15 protein-coding genes, 1 tRNA gene and 1 rRNA gene are annotated in these 16,450 nt (G+C 41.3%); all 17 read right to left on the bottom strand.

Annotated elements, in window-relative coordinates:
• Window positions 1–158: 158 nt before the first annotated feature.
• Window positions 159–683, bottom strand: coding sequence for a hypothetical protein (locus BLO53_RS13035; RefSeq protein ID WP_092062434.1), 525 nt, complete (start codon window positions 681–683; stop codon window positions 159–161).
• Window positions 680–1,525 (bottom strand): metal ABC transporter permease, encoded by an 846-nt coding sequence (locus BLO53_RS13030; RefSeq protein ID WP_092062431.1) that lies wholly within the window; start codon window positions 1,523–1,525, stop codon window positions 680–682. The genes BLO53_RS13035 and BLO53_RS13030 overlap by 4 nt, the downstream gene beginning before the upstream one ends.
• Window positions 1,518–2,240: a metal ABC transporter ATP-binding protein gene (locus tag BLO53_RS13025; RefSeq protein ID WP_092062428.1), complete on the bottom strand. Its 723-nt coding sequence runs from the start codon at window positions 2,238–2,240 to the stop codon at window positions 1,518–1,520. The genes BLO53_RS13030 and BLO53_RS13025 overlap by 8 nt, the downstream gene beginning before the upstream one ends.
• 15 nt (window positions 2,241–2,255) lie before the next feature.
• Window positions 2,256–3,296, bottom strand: coding sequence for a metal ABC transporter substrate-binding protein (locus BLO53_RS13020; RefSeq protein WP_092062425.1), 1,041 nt, complete (start codon window positions 3,294–3,296; stop codon window positions 2,256–2,258).
• 113 nt (window positions 3,297–3,409) lie between these two features.
• Window positions 3,410–3,715 carry a hypothetical protein gene (locus BLO53_RS19275; protein ID WP_176757280.1) on the bottom strand — a complete coding sequence of 102 codons (306 nt, stop codon included), beginning with the start codon at window positions 3,713–3,715 and terminating at the stop codon, window positions 3,410–3,412.
• 172 nt (window positions 3,716–3,887) lie between these two features.
• Entirely contained in the window at window positions 3,888–5,672 is a 1,785-nt protein-coding gene (locus BLO53_RS13010) for an ABC transporter ATP-binding protein (protein ID WP_092062422.1), read from the bottom strand.
• Window positions 5,673–7,472 carry an ABC transporter ATP-binding protein gene (locus tag BLO53_RS13005; RefSeq protein ID WP_092062419.1) on the bottom strand — a complete coding sequence of 600 codons (1,800 nt, stop codon included), beginning with the start codon at window positions 7,470–7,472 and terminating at the stop codon, window positions 5,673–5,675.
• A 27-nt stretch (window positions 7,473–7,499) separates the two neighbouring features.
• Window positions 7,500–10,190, bottom strand: coding sequence for an FtsX-like permease family protein (locus BLO53_RS13000; protein WP_092062416.1), 2,691 nt, complete (start codon window positions 10,188–10,190; stop codon window positions 7,500–7,502).
• 12 nt (window positions 10,191–10,202) lie between these two features.
• The gene (locus BLO53_RS12995) at window positions 10,203–10,910 is read right to left on the bottom strand and encodes an ABC transporter ATP-binding protein (RefSeq protein ID WP_092062412.1); all 708 of its coding nucleotides are present in this window, start codon (window positions 10,908–10,910) and stop codon (window positions 10,203–10,205) included.
• A gap of 204 nt (window positions 10,911–11,114) precedes the next feature.
• On the bottom strand, window positions 11,115–11,381 hold the full coding sequence (locus BLO53_RS12990) for a hypothetical protein (RefSeq protein WP_092062409.1): 267 nt from the start codon (window positions 11,379–11,381) through the stop codon (window positions 11,115–11,117).
• A 10-nt stretch (window positions 11,382–11,391) separates the two neighbouring features.
• Window positions 11,392–13,407: a ferrous iron transport protein B gene (feoB, locus tag BLO53_RS12985; RefSeq protein WP_092062406.1), complete on the bottom strand. Its 2,016-nt coding sequence runs from the start codon at window positions 13,405–13,407 to the stop codon at window positions 11,392–11,394.
• Entirely contained in the window at window positions 13,404–13,631 is a 228-nt protein-coding gene (locus BLO53_RS12980; RefSeq protein WP_092062403.1) for a FeoA family protein, read from the bottom strand. The genes feoB and BLO53_RS12980 overlap by 4 nt, the downstream gene beginning before the upstream one ends.
• Window positions 13,632–13,781: 150 nt before the next feature.
• Entirely contained in the window at window positions 13,782–14,546 is a 765-nt protein-coding gene (locus BLO53_RS12975) for a hypothetical protein (protein WP_092062400.1), read from the bottom strand.
• Window positions 14,547–14,569: 23 nt separating this feature from the next.
• A complete protein-coding gene (locus tag BLO53_RS12970; RefSeq protein ID WP_330388913.1) occupies window positions 14,570–15,025 on the bottom strand; it encodes a C-GCAxxG-C-C family protein in 456 nt (151 codons plus the stop codon).
• Window positions 15,026–15,076: 51 nt separating this feature from the next.
• Entirely contained in the window at window positions 15,077–15,811 is a 735-nt protein-coding gene (locus BLO53_RS12965) for a hypothetical protein (protein ID WP_092062397.1), read from the bottom strand.
• A 192-nt stretch (window positions 15,812–16,003) separates the two neighbouring features.
• Window positions 16,004–16,077: transfer RNA gene (locus tag BLO53_RS12960), tRNA-Asp, on the bottom strand.
• Between the two features lie 114 nt (window positions 16,078–16,191).
• Window positions 16,192–16,450 (bottom strand): 23S ribosomal RNA (locus tag BLO53_RS12955); the annotation flags it as partial.

The following is a 16,450-nucleotide window of genomic DNA, read 5'->3' as shown; positions in this document are numbered from 1 at the left end:
TTCATAAGAAACTTAATAAAAGTGCCCATAGAAAAAGGGCCAAACGTTAGTATATGCTAACATTTGCCCCTTTACAATAATACTATTTGATAATTTTTTTCAATTATACTTCATTAACACCATCGCAGAGCATTCGTTTAACCGTTAGTTTCCGAATGTTATGCAAAACTCGCATCTCTGAGGGTACAGTACATACTATCCCCTTCCATATAGGTATCAAAAGTTCCAATCACGCAGATAGTCTCACCTTCACTTGGATAATCGTCCGGGTAGGAATAGTCTCCTGCAAGAATAAACTCTATACCCTGGGAGCAGCAGGCCGTGGCATCGGAAATGAAGCAGGCAAAGTAATAGTTTCCGGTGCTCTCATCATAATAAGGCACAAACTGACCAGCCATCTTTACAGTCTTACCCTTATAGTTATCAGGTGAAACCATCATATTATAGACTTCTGCATAAACCATAGTGCTCGATAAGGCTGTTAGATCAACGTCCACACCAGAATCCTTGGATGCATCTTCTACCGGTTGTACTTCCATTCCTTCAAAGGACGACTGGTCTACTGGCTCAAATATCTCTGTGCTTAAGGCACTTCCTTCACTAATCTCTGAACTATCGCCACAGCCGCTTGTAGCAAACGCTAGAAGCACAATAAACTGTAACCAGATTATTCTTTTCCTCATACTCTTGCACCTCTTACAATCGATCCCGCCAAAAAGCAGGCGAAAAATGCTACAACATCGGCCGCTACAATAGTAGATCCCACAGGAGTTCCTGCCAGAATGGCTATCATCATACCAACAAATGCGCAGACCACCGACAAAATGGCTGACCATACAGTAACCATCTTGAAGTTATTGAAAATACGCATTGCAGATAAGGCAGGGAATATTACCAAGGCAGATATTAGTAAGGATCCAACCAGGTTCATCGCCAGAACAATTATCACAGCTATCACAATCGCAATAAGGAGATTATAGGACTCTGCCTTTGTTCCAACAGCCCTTGAAAAATCCTCATCAAAAGTCACTGCAAAAATTTTGTTATAAAACAGCACAAAAATAACAACGACCACTGCAGAGAGAACCGCACAAAGCCATACCTCTTCCCTTGTAAGTGTCAGGATCGATGTCGATCCAAACAAGGTACTACACACATCCCCAGAAAGATTTGAAGATGTGGAAAAGATATTCATAAGAAGATACCCAAAGGCAAGGGCCCCAACAGATATCATAGCTATTGCTGCATCCCCTTTTATCCTGGTGTTCTGCCCGGTTCTAAGAAGTAGTACTGCACTTATCACTGTCACAGGCAAAATTATGACCATCTTATTAGTCAGACCTGCCACAGTTGCTATCGCCATGGCTCCAAAGGCCACATGGGACAATCCATCTCCTATAAAAGAGAATCTTTTTAAAACCAGAGTGACCCCCAAAAGTGAAGAGCAAAGAGCAATCAGCACTCCCACAATAAGTGCATATCTGACGAATGGATACTGCAGATACATAATTATCTTATCAAGCATAGTTTTTGTCTCCCTCACTTTTATTCCGCAGAAGAAAATCCCTTCCTGCCTCACTTTCAAGGTAGTCTCCTCTGGTGCCAAAATATATCTTTTCCCCGATATGAAGAATATGGCTGGCATATCTTATGGCAGCTGAAATATCATGAGAAATCATTATTACTGTGATTCCCTCTTGATTTAGCTTCTCTATAAGCTCATACATCTGAGCTGATACGTTTGGATCAAGCCCGGCAACAGGTTCATCCAGTAAAAGAAGCTTTTGTGTTGCGCAAAGCGCCCTGGCCAGAAGAACTCGCTGCTGCTGACCTCCAGATAATTCTCTGTAGGGGCGGTTCTTTAAGTCCACTATATCCATGCGTTTCATATTATCATCTGCAAGCTTCTTTTCCTCCCTGTTGTAAAAAGGTCTCAGCCCGCATCGCCCCTGGCATCCGGAGATGACTATCTCTCTGACGGATGCAGGAAAATCTTTTTGAATAATAGTCTGCTGTGGAAGATAGCCAATATCTCCAGCTTTGATCCCATCACCAAAAGAAATGCTGCCACTTATAGGAGGCAAAAGTCCCAGAAGCGTCTTCATAAGTGTAGATTTTCCAGATCCGTTTTCCCCCACAATGTACAGATAATCCCCAGCATTTATGCTAAAATTTAGTTTCTTTACTATCAGATGATTATCATACCCTAGGGATACATCTGATGCTGTGATCAAAGCCATTTCTTTTCCTCCTGATCAGTTTAATGCTTCTGAAAGAACAGTCAGATTTTCTTCCATGATTCCCAGGTAACTTGCCCCGCCTTCTACATCCTTGGAGGTTGTAGACTGCATAGAGTCCATTGTAAGTATCTTCTGGTTCTTATTCTCTGTATTCTCCACTATAGTCTTCGCTATTTTATGATCAGGACCTTCAATAGTCATAACTGCGTTAAGAGAAAGTTCATCGACCTTGCCTGACAGAAATGCAATTGTCTCAAAACTGGCCTCCGTCTCTGCTGAGCAGCCTACAAAAGCGGCGTAGTAATCAAGCCCATAATCATCTACAAGATATCTGAATGGGAATCTGTCTCCAAAAAGAAGTGTTGACTTGGATCCGGCAGAAACTGCCTCCTGATACTTCTTATCAAGCTCATTTAACTTTGTGATATAAGCCTGTGCATTTGCTTCATAAGCCTGTGCATTATCTTTATCAATGGTCTGAAGTGCGTTTGAAATATTCTCAACTAGTGCCATCGCATTTCTAAGAGAGAGCCAAACATGCTCGTCATATTCTACTTCGCCTTCCTCGTGATCATGGCCCTCTTCCTCATGTTCATCGGCATCTTCATGATCCTCTCCATCCTCATGTTCGTGTTCATGCTCATCTTCCTGCATGCCTTCAACTACTTCCTCTTCCTTGACACTCTCGCCCAGAACATCCAGGAGATTGATAACAACCATGTCCTTGTTAGTGGCTTCCTTAAGGGCATCCTCAACCCACTCATCTGATTCACCTCCCACATAGATGAACAGATCACATTTTGAAATTTTTGTGATGTCTTCTGCTGTAGGCTGGTAGCTGTGAAGATCAACTCCATTATCAAGAAGCATAGTAACCTCTGCGTTGGAAGCGTTATCACCAAGAATATTAAGAACCCAGTCATACTCAGGGAAAATTGTAGTTACAATCTCAAGCTTATTTCCAGCTGACGCTGTTGTTCCCCCATTTGAACCGCATGCAGAAAGACAGCTGACCATTAAAATGGCAGCCAGTAAAATTGATATGTATTTTTTCATAATTAAATATTCCTCCAGAATTTGTATGCAAGCATCCCTTCGCTTGCCGGTCTTGTGAAACAAAAAGAGGTCAATGCCATCAAGGCAGACCTACAGTAACATCAGAGAATTATTTAATTATTCATTCTAACCTTAGCTGAAACTGGTGTGCCAGAAATAACGACACAATAAGAAATGAGTATAGAACCTATAACTAGAACAACTGGCAGAAAACCGGCATTTGCAAACACCAAATTGCCATCTGTGCCATGAAGTATGTTCTCACACTGCTGAATGCATGCGCACACAGGACAGTCCTCTCCAGAGCAGTCATGATCTGCATGTGAAACAATGAAAAAGGCAGAAAACAGCACAACAAGTAACACCATGATTGCCATGATGCCAGTAAGTATTCTGTTCATCACTGTCTGAGTCTTCAAACCGCTCCTCCTTACAAATGTGAGAATCAAACCAATTGTATATGCGGTGTCATGCATTGTCAAGAAATAGTACTCTTAATATGCAGAGCATATAAAGAGCCACACTATAGCTCATTAATGTGGCTCTTTTGTTTAAAGAACATGGAAATTGATATTATTTGACGGATATTTGTCACGCGATACTCCAATTCTCGCTATCACTCTGAAGCTCCGCCATACGTCTGAAGATTCCATCATTCTTCTTTAGAAGCTCAGATGGATTGCCCTCTTCTGCAACCTTTCCATCTGCAAGAACAATAATTTTATCCGCTGCCTCAACAGTTCGCATACGATGCGCAATAACTAGGACTGTCTTACCAGTAAGAAGGCGGGATAATGCTCCCTGAACCTTGGTCTCATTTTCAACATCCAAAGAAGCTGTCGCTTCATCTAAGAGAACTATCGGCGCATTTTTTAGAAGGGCTCTTGCTATAGATATTCTCTGCCTTTCTCCACCTGAAAGCTTAGCTCCATTTTCTCCAATTGGAGTATCATATCCATTTGGCAGTTTCTCAACGAACTCGTCGCAGTTTGCTACTTTTGCTGCAGCAAGCACTTCCTCATCTGTAGCACCATGCTTGCCAAGCCTGATATTCTCCATAACTGTATCATCAAAAAGCACTACATCCTGAAATACCATGGAATAATCTCCCAGAAGAACCTCCGGATCGACAGAGCTTATATCCACGCCTCCAACCTTGATCGTACCTTTTGAATTGTCCCATAATCTTGCTGCTAGGCGTGCGCAAGTGCTCTTTCCTGAGCCAGAAGGACCTACAAGGGCTGTAACTTCGCCTTCTCTTGCTGTAAAACTAACCTTTCTAAGTACATTATCAGCACGACCGGATTTAGTCTCTCTTCCAGCCTCATGAGAATCATCATAAGCAAACTCAACATTTTCAAAGACAATATCATGTCCATTTGGCTTAAATTCTTCTGCGCCGTCTGCTGTCTTGGCATCGTAGATCTCCATAAGTCTGGCAGCTGATATCTGTGACATAAACATTTCTGCAATAAGGCATAATGCCTGATCAAATGGCGCATATATTCTTGTAATCGCCAATAAAAACACGAACAACACCATAAACTCTACTTGTCCTGACAAAATCAGCTTTGTTCCTGTGAGGATTGTTGTTGCTACGCCAAGTCGCATTATAACGCTGGCTGCATTAACAAAAATTCCGCAGGCTAATTCACCGGACAGCATTGTTTTTTCATGATGGTCAATTTTAGAATCAAGGGAATCAAGAAATCTCTTTTCCTGATTGGTAGCTCTAATCTCCCTGATGTTTTCAAGGGTCTCCTGAATACCGTCAGATACCTGTATTCCTGCTTCTTTGGTAATCTCTGACTGTCGCTTATTAATTTTTCTGCTTCCAAACAAAAGAATAAATGCCATAGGAACTCCCCATAAACAAGCAACTGCAAGCCTCCAGTCATAGATAAAGATCATGACAGCCACAATCGCTGTCGATATATAGGATCCGTACAAATATCCAAGACAATGAGACCAAACGTGCTCAAGGCGATTTACATCACCCAAGATAGTTTCTGTAAGATCTGCCAGATCTCTTTTTCCAAAATATCCAAGCGGGAGCTTTCTCATGTGCTCTGCCAGTGAAATCCTGACATCTCTTACCTCTCCGTACACAAGGCCATAGGTTGCTCTATACTGCTGAAGATGGGTTATTAGTGAAAGTACTACAAATGCCAGCACAAGAAGAAGGAATACTCCTGCTCCAGGAAGGGCTGCACCATTTGTCAAAGTATCCATATAGCTTTTCATGAGCATATATAAAATGCCCATTCCGCCCATTACTATAAGATTAACTACAACAGTCCAAAATGTCGCTGTTTTAGCGTTTTTAACCCCTTTATCAGTGAGTGCATATTTTCTCTGAAAATCTTTTCCAAACATTTACATCGCCTCCCCCGCTGAAATGCGCCATGTAGCCGCCTTATTGTAATCCTTCCACATATTGGAATACATTCCACTCTTTTGCTTTAGGTCATTATGTGTACCTTCTTCTATGGCCCTTCCGTTATCGAGTACTATTATCTTATCCGCGCCAACCACAGTAGACAGTCGGTGGGCAATCATGATAACCGTGCGGCCCTTTGTAAGCTTGGCAAATGCTTTTTGGATCAGGACTTCATTTTCCGGATCTGCAAAAGCGGTTGCTTCATCAAGAACCACAATTGGAGCGTCTTTCAAAATTGCTCTTGCAAGGGCTACTCGCTGTTGTTCTCCGCCTGATAAATAGGTTCCTTCTGTTCCGATTACTGTATCCATGCCCTGTGGGAGCTTATCAAGGATGTCATCACACTGGGCTGCAGATAAGGCTCTTTTAACTTCATCCCTTGTAGCATCTGGCCTTGCTGCCCTTACATTCTCGAAAATGCTTGCCTTAAACAGATGATTATTTTGGAAAACAAATGCTATTTTATCCATTAGAACGTGAGGATCCATGTCACGCACATCGACGCCTCCAACAAGGACTGCGCCTTCTGTAACATCCCAGAAACGTGGTATCAGGCTGGCTGCTGTTGTCTTACCTCCTCCTGAGGGCCCAACAAGTGCCACTGTCTGCCCGGGATCTACTCTAAATGAAACATGGTCGATAGCAGGAATATCAGCTCCATCATAGGTAAAAGAAACATCCTTAAATTCAATGCTGTTATCCTTAGGTTCTTTTGGACTATCTGTTATCTTTAGTGTCGGTGCTTCCATTACCTGAGATATTCTTCCCAAAGCCGTACTTGCAAGCATCATTCCGCTTGCCGCAAACATTATTCTCGCAAGCGCAGTTGATACAATAGCAGAAAATACTGCATAAAAAGCAAAGTTTGTGACAAAGCCGGCAAAATTTCCTGATCTAAGTGCTCCAGGCGCGATAAAGACTGCAACTGGTACCAGAAAAATAAAGGCTCCCTCTGTAAATGTCAGGTTGACCGCTTGAGGAACCTGGCAGACCTTTACAGCATACTGTTCTGCTTTATCGCTATATGTCTCAATGGCTTCCTTAAATGCCTTGAACGAATACACAGTCTGCTGAAATACCTTTACAACTGGAATTCCACGAACGTACTCTGTTCCAGCCTTACTCATATGATCCTGAGCAGCTTGATAATCGCGCATCAGATTTGCATTTTCTCCACCCATCATTGTGCACATCGCAATGATTGAGATTACTGCAGCCATTAGGCAGGCAAGCCCCATTCTCCAATCAAAGACGATCATCAAAACTATCATTCCGATAAACATAGTAATGCTTCCAACAATATCTGCCAGATTATGAGCAAGAAGCGTCTCTGTTTCTGATGCAGCCCCATCAAGACGATTTCTAAGAAGACCTGACGCATTGGAATCAAAGAATCCAAGCGGAGCTTTCATAAGATGAGCCATCCCCTGTTTTCTGATATTTGATGCAGTTCTAAAAGCCGCCAGATGTGTGCACATTAGAGCTGCAAAATATACAACTATACCAGCTATAGAAAATGCTAATGCCTGCCATCCGTATTTTCCGATATTTGTCGCCTCAGTCCAGTTTGGCGCTACCTCTATCAAATCCCTCGCAACAAGCCATACGCAAATATAGGGCAGCATTCCCAAAACCATTGCTACCGCGGACAAAAAAAGTCCCAAAAACGTTAGTTTTTTAAAACTCCCTGCGTACTCTAAAAGTACAGCCAAATCACTTTTTTTCTTACTTTTCATTCCCCCTGACTCCTTTCTGAAGTAAATTTAATCTACATTTTTAAGTGCAACATCCATAGGAATTCTCTTTATCCTTATGTAGTCCACAATAGATACCAAACCATAACCAATTAGCAGATATATTACTGACAAAATCATGGAAGCCGGTTTCATGTAGTAAACAAAATACCCATCCATCTGCAGCATAAATACATGGAAAATCCATATCATTAGATAATATCCAGCGGCAAAACCAATTATTGAAAACAGCGTTACCATGATGGCTGTTGGGATTATGTATAGCGAGCCAATTTCCGTATTTTTAAAGCCAAGGATCTTGACCATGGAAATTGAATGCTCGTTTCTCTCAATGATTATCTTGGCCAGAAGGTAAATAAGTGCTGCAGCCAGAACCACAAGGGCATATTTGAATACATTCATAAAGCCGCCCATAGAATGATTTAACTGAACTGTCACCTTTGTAATATCCTCTGCAGTTATGACTGTCGCAATACTCTGCTCATCAATATCTGTTATTTCGTTGTGGGAAAAGAATCCTGTGAACTCCTCCTTTTCTTTGTCAAAGACTGTATCAAAGCTCTTTTTATCCATAAAAAGAGCTATTCCACCGTCATAATCAACTATTCCAGACACGGTAAATTCATAAGATTTATTCTCGTATTCTTCGCTTAGAGTAATCAGGTCGCCTTTCTTTAAACCAAACTTTTCACTAAAAGCACTGGAAATATATCCCTGGCCAGGGGTCAGATTACTTTCAAGCTTTATATATGCACTTTTTTCAGAAATACCATACACTGTGACTTTCTCATCACCGCCGCTTCCTCTTCCTTCAAAAAGAACATTGGCGCCCCTGGGAAATAGAAGTGTCTTGGCACTGAAGGCTTCTGCCGATGGCTCTTTTGTCTCGATAATATTGTCATCCTCATCTCTGTAATCCATGAGCATATACTGATACTCTGCAAATATCATGTCCGGAGCCTCATCTGCATAGTGTGAAAGAGAATCCGGAAGGCCAAATGCAAAGCACAACATCAGTTCTATGAACACAACTCCCACTATGAGTACCAGATAATTAGGCATATTCTGGAATAAAATTCTAAGCCTGAACCTCCTGATAAATGACCAGCGTGGAAGCCTTCTGGCTTTTGTTCTCCTGGTTTTTGTAAGGTCGTGGCGTAAAAAGCGAAGTGGGCTAAGCTGCATTCTTCTGACAATCACAATCAGATTTATGAAAAACATTAGTAAAAGCGGTATGATTGTGGTCTTAATTAAAGCAGTATTACTCCATACCAGGTGACATGGTGGAAGGCTATAACTGTTGTAATAAAGATTAACGGCCACATTTCTGAAGGCAGTGTAGCCCAGAACATTTCCAATGACTGCTCCTATCAGCGTTACTATAATAGGCATAGTCATATAGTGGACTATTAGTTCCTTTTTACTGTATCCAGAAGCCCTTAAAGTTCCGATAACTTCAGCCTCTTTGTCTATTGTATTTCCAATAATGATTGCAAATATAAATGCAATAACGGCTATCAGTATGTAGCACAGTATGCTCGTTGCCGCTGAATCACCATCGATATCGGAAGGAGCAAAGTTACTGGCCTGCCTTAGATATTCTGGCAAATAGTTCTCAATTTCAATGTCATAAACCAGTGTCTGTGTTATAAGCGCTTTTAAAAAGCTTTCTGCATAATCTGCCTTTTGTATCTTGTCCTCTGGTCTATCATCATATTTGTACGCATAATTAAAATGTACTCTTGACTTAAGCTTGTTAAAGGCATCAGGTGTGACCATTGCCACATCAAATCCAAAGGCATCAAACATAAAATCCGTGTTGGATTCATGCAGAGTGAGATAATCTACATAAGACAAAAGACCTACTACTTCAAACTTTTTGCCCTCTACTATAATGCTATCTCCAAGTTCTACCCCAACGTTATCTGCATGCATTCTATCTATAGCTATCTCTGAATCAGTCTGGGGTTCCCTGCCTTTTATAAAAGAAGCTTTGTTGATAACCGAATCGCTTTTAAACAGCCTTACTGTAGCATCATCATCACCATCTCCATCATTATCCTCAGGTGCATCCCTGTAGAAATTCTCGTAAATAGTTACCGGACTTGGATTGTATTCTTCTTCAAGTTCATATCTATCTGAAATCTTATCCCACTCTTCATCAACCTTTTTCTCTACTTCTTCGTGAGCCTTTTTGTATGCATCGTCTGCTGCTTTTTTATACTCTTTTGATTCCTTTGCTTCTGAAAGTGCCTCCTCATATGATTCCTCCATGGCACTATCAATCTGCTTTTTTATCATCTCTTCGTCAGTAATGCCATATGCTTTGCACATTTCTCTGACTCTTTCTTCGATTGCTTGTGTGACCTGTTTATTCAGCTCCTCTTCAAGAGCTTTTTCAACTTCCTTGTCAGCTTCCTTGATGCCCTTGTCTATAAAATACTTGCGTACATCAGCTCTTTTACCAGTGCTGATATCTTCTATGAAACTCTGAGAGGCCCTTTTCGACAGTTCAAAAGAGCCATCTTCAAGGTTTAGCTTCTCTCTTCCCTCATTAACAGCTGCCAGCATACTATCATGGCCAACATACATTCCGGAAATAACACCGATCATAAGTACCATGAAAATTATGATCACGATATATTTGTGAAAGTCCCCCTTAAGCTCCCTGGGGATTCTTCTGATAAGCGGATTTCTCATGTCTTTTCCCCCTTACCATTCAAGCTCAGCTGCTGTGATTTTCTCGCTGTTGATGTCATTGTGACGTACAACGCCATCTCTTAACTTGATCACATGATCGGCCATATATTTAATTGCCTCATTGTGGGTTACCATTATGACTGTGCTGCCGAACTTGCTATTGCATTCCTCAATAAGGCCAAGGATTTCCTTAGACGTCTTATAGTCCAGCGCGCCTGTTGGTTCGTCGCACAAAAGAATATCAGGATTCTTAACAACTGCTCTTCCTATAGAAACTCTCTGCTGTTGCCCTCCTGAAAGCTGATTGGGATATTTGTACTTATGATCCTGAAGTCCAAGTGTAGTCAGCACTTCCTCTACATCAAGCGGATTATCTGAAAGATATGCTCCAACTTCAATATTCTCTTTTACATTGAGGTTAGGAATAAGGTTATACATCTGAAACACGTAGCCCAGGTGCTTTCGCCTATACATAGTCAGCTCTTTTTCCTTCATTTCTTCCAGTTTATCGCCATTTATGCTCACATACCCTGAATCCGGAGTATCGATACCTCCAATAATATTAAGAAGCGTAGACTTTCCAGAACCCGATGGTCCCAATAAAACACAAAACTCTCCTTTCCCAACAGTAAAGTTCATGCCTCTTAAAACTTCCTGCCTTGCCTGCCCTTCTCCGAAGCTCTTTTTAACTTCGCTGATTTCCAAAAATGATTCCTTCATAATATCTCTCCTCACATATTCTATGTGTTATGTGTTCAAGGGTTAGCTGTTAGCTGTGCCTAACTTGATCCTAAACAAGCACCCGCCTTTCGGCGGGTGTTATAGACACATTATATGTTTGAACACAAATTGTTAAATCACACCTTAATAGGTATGTTAGCACTGGCTAACTTCATTTTCAAGGGTATTTTTTTGAACTATCAATCAGTTACTTGCAGATACAACCTCGTACATTACCCCCATATTCTGGAATCCTTCTTTGGGCGCACACTTTGTGCAATTACTACCACATTTACCGTTGTCTGAACATCCAGCACCACATGAGGAAAGATCCACCCTACGGATCATGCCAATGTGTTCTAAATATTCTATCTGTCTTCTTACATCCTCTACGGAAGTATGAAGTTCAATTGCCAAAAGTTTCTCTGTCCTGGCGTGGCCGTCTCTTAATAAGTCCATCAATTCCTTCATACCTTGCTCCTTAGAAGATCAGCAAACCTACATGATATGCTACAGCTGCCAGCAAAAGAGCCGTAAAGGTGTAATAAAGCGCAATTCTTGCAGTCCACTTAACAGAATAGGTTTCCTGGAAGGTTGCCGCAAGAGCAACGACACAAGGCATATTGAAAGTCATAGCGAATATAAAGGCTAGTGCTTCAGCCTTTGATACGTTTGAAAGAAGGATCTCGTTCAGGTTTGAAGCTGTTCCGGCCCCGCTCATTGCCGCGTTAAAAGCATTTGAAAGATTACCTCCAGTATAGAGTGCACTGATAACTCCTATTGCTCCTTCTTTTCCTACCGCAGATGCAATAAAGGCTACGAACAGTTGCCAATGAAGACCAAATATCTTCGTTACAGGCTCAATTGCCGTTCCTATGCGATATAAAATAGGCTGCGTGCCTGGAACAAAGGTATAACTTAGAAGCCAGAAAACACCGCAAACAAGGAGGACAACGCTGGTTACTCGTTTAAATGTATCACCTGTTCTTCCAAGCACGTAGCGAAGGAGGGCTCCAATCCTAGGTTTATGATATGGTGGGAGTTCCATTATCATTCCATATCTGTCTGCTTTTTTAACAAGCTTTCTTCCAAAAATCTTGGCTGTAACCCACATATGTAAAATCATTGTAAGTAAAATTGCACCAATTACAAGAACAGCTCCAGGTCCAAAGAAAACCGTAGAAAGCATAGGAATGACCGCCCAGGCTGCTCCGCAGGGTACTGCCCATGCAAGGGCAATTGTAAGAACCTTTTGTCCCCAGTTATCAATAACTCTTGAGCCAGCTGCTCCGCCCATAGTACATCCAAAGCTGACAAGAAATGGCATAACAGATTTGCCCTGAAGTCCCAGTTTTCCCATAGTATTATCAAAAACATAGGAAATACGCGCCATTACTCCAACTTCCTCAAGAAGTCCAAATACAAGCGTTACACCAAAAACAAATCCTAACATTTGAACAATATAGCAAAACGACTGGATTATTACAGTACAGACAATCTGAATCAATAGTTCAGGAGCTCCAGCTGCTGTAAGAGCAGCGGCCACTGGCGCCTTTAATGCACCTATAGCCTGTCCAATTCCCATAAATGGCAGGGCAGGTATAAAAGAAGCAAAAAGGCCCAAAAATACTGTCAAGATTACAGCTGGCTTGCCCCATACTTTGCTAAGATAAATCTTATCAAGCTTGCTAAGAGCAATGCTCTCTTTTTTAGCAGATACACATCCATCAAGAACTTCATCAATCCACTTAAATTTGCTGCTTCCTGTAGCGATTGCACCCTGACTTGCACTGCAGTTATTTACAACTTTTTTGTAACTTTCCTGCGTTAGCTTGCCTTTCAACATAGAAAGAACCTGCTTATCCCCTTCAAGAGCCTTAACAGCCAGCCACATGCTTGTAAAACCTTTAAAGATTCCCTCAGGAATCAGTTCTTTTAACTGACTGTAGCCTTCTATCTTCTCATATTCCGCCTCTAACCCTACAACGTTGAGCCTAGTCTTTTCTTTTACTGCTCTCTCCATAATCTCGTAATATGGTTCATATTCCTTACCTCCCGTTGCAGAAAAGAGAAGGACTGGAATACCAAGTTTTTTCTCAATTGCCTTAACATCTATTGTCTTGCCCTGATCCGCAGCCACATCTGCCATATTCAATACAAGAAAGCTAGGTACGTCGATACCTGCATAATCTGCCGTCATAAAAAGAGATCTTTCAAGCTGTGAGCTATCCGCCAAAATGCAGACTACATCTGCCTTTCCGGATGCTATATAGTCTCTCGTGATAAGTTCCTCATCTGAGTTTGCTGTAAGACTGTAGGAACCTGGAAGATCTGCGATTGCACACTCCATTCCCTTATAGGTAAAAATTCCTTCTTTTTTCTCAACTGTCTTACCAGGCCAGTTACCAACATGCTGGTGAAGTCCTGTTAGTGCATTAAATAGCGTAGATTTACCGGAGTTTGGCTGGCCCAAAAGAGCTATGCTTGTTGAACTCATCCTGCCACCTCCGTAACCTCGATGCCTTTGCATTCGTTTCTATTAAGGGCAATCATAGTGTCCCTTGAATAAATCAACATTGGCCTGTTTTTATCATTACGTAACACCTTGATACTGCACCCTGGTGTTAAGCCAATGGATGTGATCCTGCTTACAAATCTCTCATCTCCAGTCAGTTTTTCTACTATTGCCTGGCTGTCTTTCCCTAATTCGTTTAGACTCATGCTCTCCTCCTCCGTTTGTGCATTGATTTAGTCAACTTTTCTAATAGTTTATGTTAGCACCAGCTAACTCGAGCATCAACAAGAGGATGTGATAACTTTTATCAATAAAGCGCAAAGGGCTTCAAGCCTATTCGCCTTGAAACCCTTCTTTTATTTTTCTATCGCATTGAAATCTGCATTTGCAGAGATTGCTTTGGTATAACATAAATCAAAGCTTTCTTCTCCGTAAATAAAGGTGTTATTCCACATGAACATATCGTTTTCTTTTGGCACGTATGTTTTGTATTTAACAGTTCCATCTGTAATAAGCTGGAGATCTTGGATATAGTAAAAGACATATGTCTCGATGGATTCAGACTTCTTATGCCAGGTATCTTTATATACAAACACCAGACGATTGTCATCTCCTTCTTTCGAGGTAAGAAGATAGCTAGTGACATATTCTGGTTCCTCTGCTGTTACATCAATTATCGCAGCAATTTCAATGTCTTTTTTGGCCGCTTGAAGCGCAAGTCCTTGCATATCTTCAAATTGAGCATCCGGTATTTCTGAAAAATCTGATACATATATGGTTTCTTTTGTTTTACTCTCAACAACAGAGGCGGACTCTTCCTGATCTTGTAATACTACAGTGTACGCCATTATTAAACCGGCTATTATAGCAAATAGAATACCAAGAAAAATTAAAATGCTTATTCTCTGGGATTTCTTAGCTTCTTTTTGCATTTTATCCTGATGCTCAAATTTTTCTCTCTGCATCTGTAATTCGATTCGGCTCTTATCCATTGCCGCATCTTCTTCATCATAGTCAATTGTAAAAGTTGTATTGCAGTAGCGGCATCTAATCAGTCTCTCTCCTGCAGGTTCTACATCGGAACCATTACAGTTTGGACATTTTACTTCTTGTAATTTCATTACTCCCCTTATTCCCCCATCTCTTAATCCAGCGGATTCTCCGCAATGTACTGCTCTAGAATTTCAGCAGCATCTCCAATAATTTCTGCGCATGGGCGTTTCTTGTAATACTCCTTGGTACGAGCCTCTGGAGTAGGGGCATCATGTTGGACACTAAGTCCAAGCATTTCTCTACATACTATCGTTCCATGCTTTTCCTCAAATCTTTTTGCCAGTTCCTGAATTCTGGCATAGTGAACAGCCTTTTTCTCTCCCGTTTCAGGTCCATCATAGCCATATAAAAGGCCTGCTATCATGAACATTCCGCTGACAGATCCGCACACCTCACGTAGTCTCCCCATTCCTCCTCCAAAGGATGATGCCAACTTCAAAAGTGTGCTTTCATCCATAGGAACTAAATCAGCAAAAGCCAGTGTAATTGCCTGCGAGCAATTATACCCTTGCATGAAATTTGCCATTGCTTTTTCTCTTCTAGTCAAAATAATTGTCTCCTTACCTGATAATAGTAATCTTCCTTATAAATCCATGAATCACCAGTCTGAATCCCAATCTGTATAGCCTGAATCCCAGCTATCTGAGTCCCAACTATCCGATCCCCAGCTATCCCAACTATCTGAATTATTCCAGCTGTCTGAATTCCAGTTAGAATCGTTATCGTAGTTATAATTATATCCAGAATTATTGTTATAGCCACTATATCCGCCGGATTTTCCATGAGATAATCCAAATAATAAAAATACGCAAACAAAAAGTATTATTCCCATGATGATAATGGGATTATTGCTAAAAGAACCTGATCCTGAATGCGATCCAGAGTATGAATATGAAGTATCCTCTTCATATTTGTCATCAAAAATATCATCCAGGCCATTTCTTACAGGATACTTGTTTATATCAAAGCCTTTTATAGCATCAAGCCCACTATTTCTCTCATATTTTGTTCTTTCTCTCTCGGCCATATCTGCTGCGTAGCTAAGCTTCTGATTAGTTATCTCGGACTGAAGCCTGTCATATAACTCAACCACAGCAAACTCTTCATCTGTTCCTCTATATCGTTCAGCTCTGGATCCATCCGCCTTGTTCTTATAAACAACAAACTCTCCTGTTTCTTCATCCTTATAGATTCCAAAAGCTTTTGCGCCCCTATAGTCGTAGTCTATAAAAAATCTAGTTTTGCTAGCTGATAATCCATTCCTATTGCAATAGTCCTTGAGTTCTTCAATTGTTTTTGGAATTCCACCATCAGTATAATCTCTTACACTCATTTTTTCTCCTCTTTTTTCGTATAAATCTGCCGTCTAATTAATTTACAACGACTAGAGCCTTTTTGTTGCCTTTCGCATCATTCTATGACTTTTTGAACGCAATAATGAAAATGCGTTCAGGAATCTATATATCTTTATACGAAAAAAATCGGTCATTGGAACTTCTCTTCACAATAACCGATTTCATAGTAGCGACCCGAAGGGGGTTCGAACCCCTGACCTCCGCCGTGACAGGGCGGCGCTCTAACCAGCTGAGCCACCGGGCCATACCTTAACTATTATACACAAAAACCATGCACAGTCAAATGCATGGTACCATTTGTACCTTCAAAACCGAACACTGATAATCTAAATCCTTCTTTCAATCGTTCCTAACCTTCTTGGATAAGCCCTCGACCTATTAGTACACATCAGCTGAACACGTTACCGTGCTTACACCTTGTGCCTATCTAACCTCATACTCTCTAAGGGGTCTTACTGGACAAGCCAGGGATATCTCATCTTGAGGGGGGCTTCACGCTTAGATGCCTTCAGCGTTTATCCCTTCCGGACGTGGCTACCCAGCCTTATGCATCTGGCGATGCAGCTGATACACCAGCGGTCCGTCCATCCCGGTCCTCTCGTACTAAGGACAGCTCC

The sequence above is a fragment of the Butyrivibrio sp. INlla14 genome (genome assembly GCF_900102515.1).
Lineage (GTDB): Bacteria > Bacillota > Clostridia > Lachnospirales > Lachnospiraceae > Butyrivibrio.
Note: the sequence above shows the minus strand (reverse complement) of the source record. Positions and strands in the feature narration are given on the sequence as shown.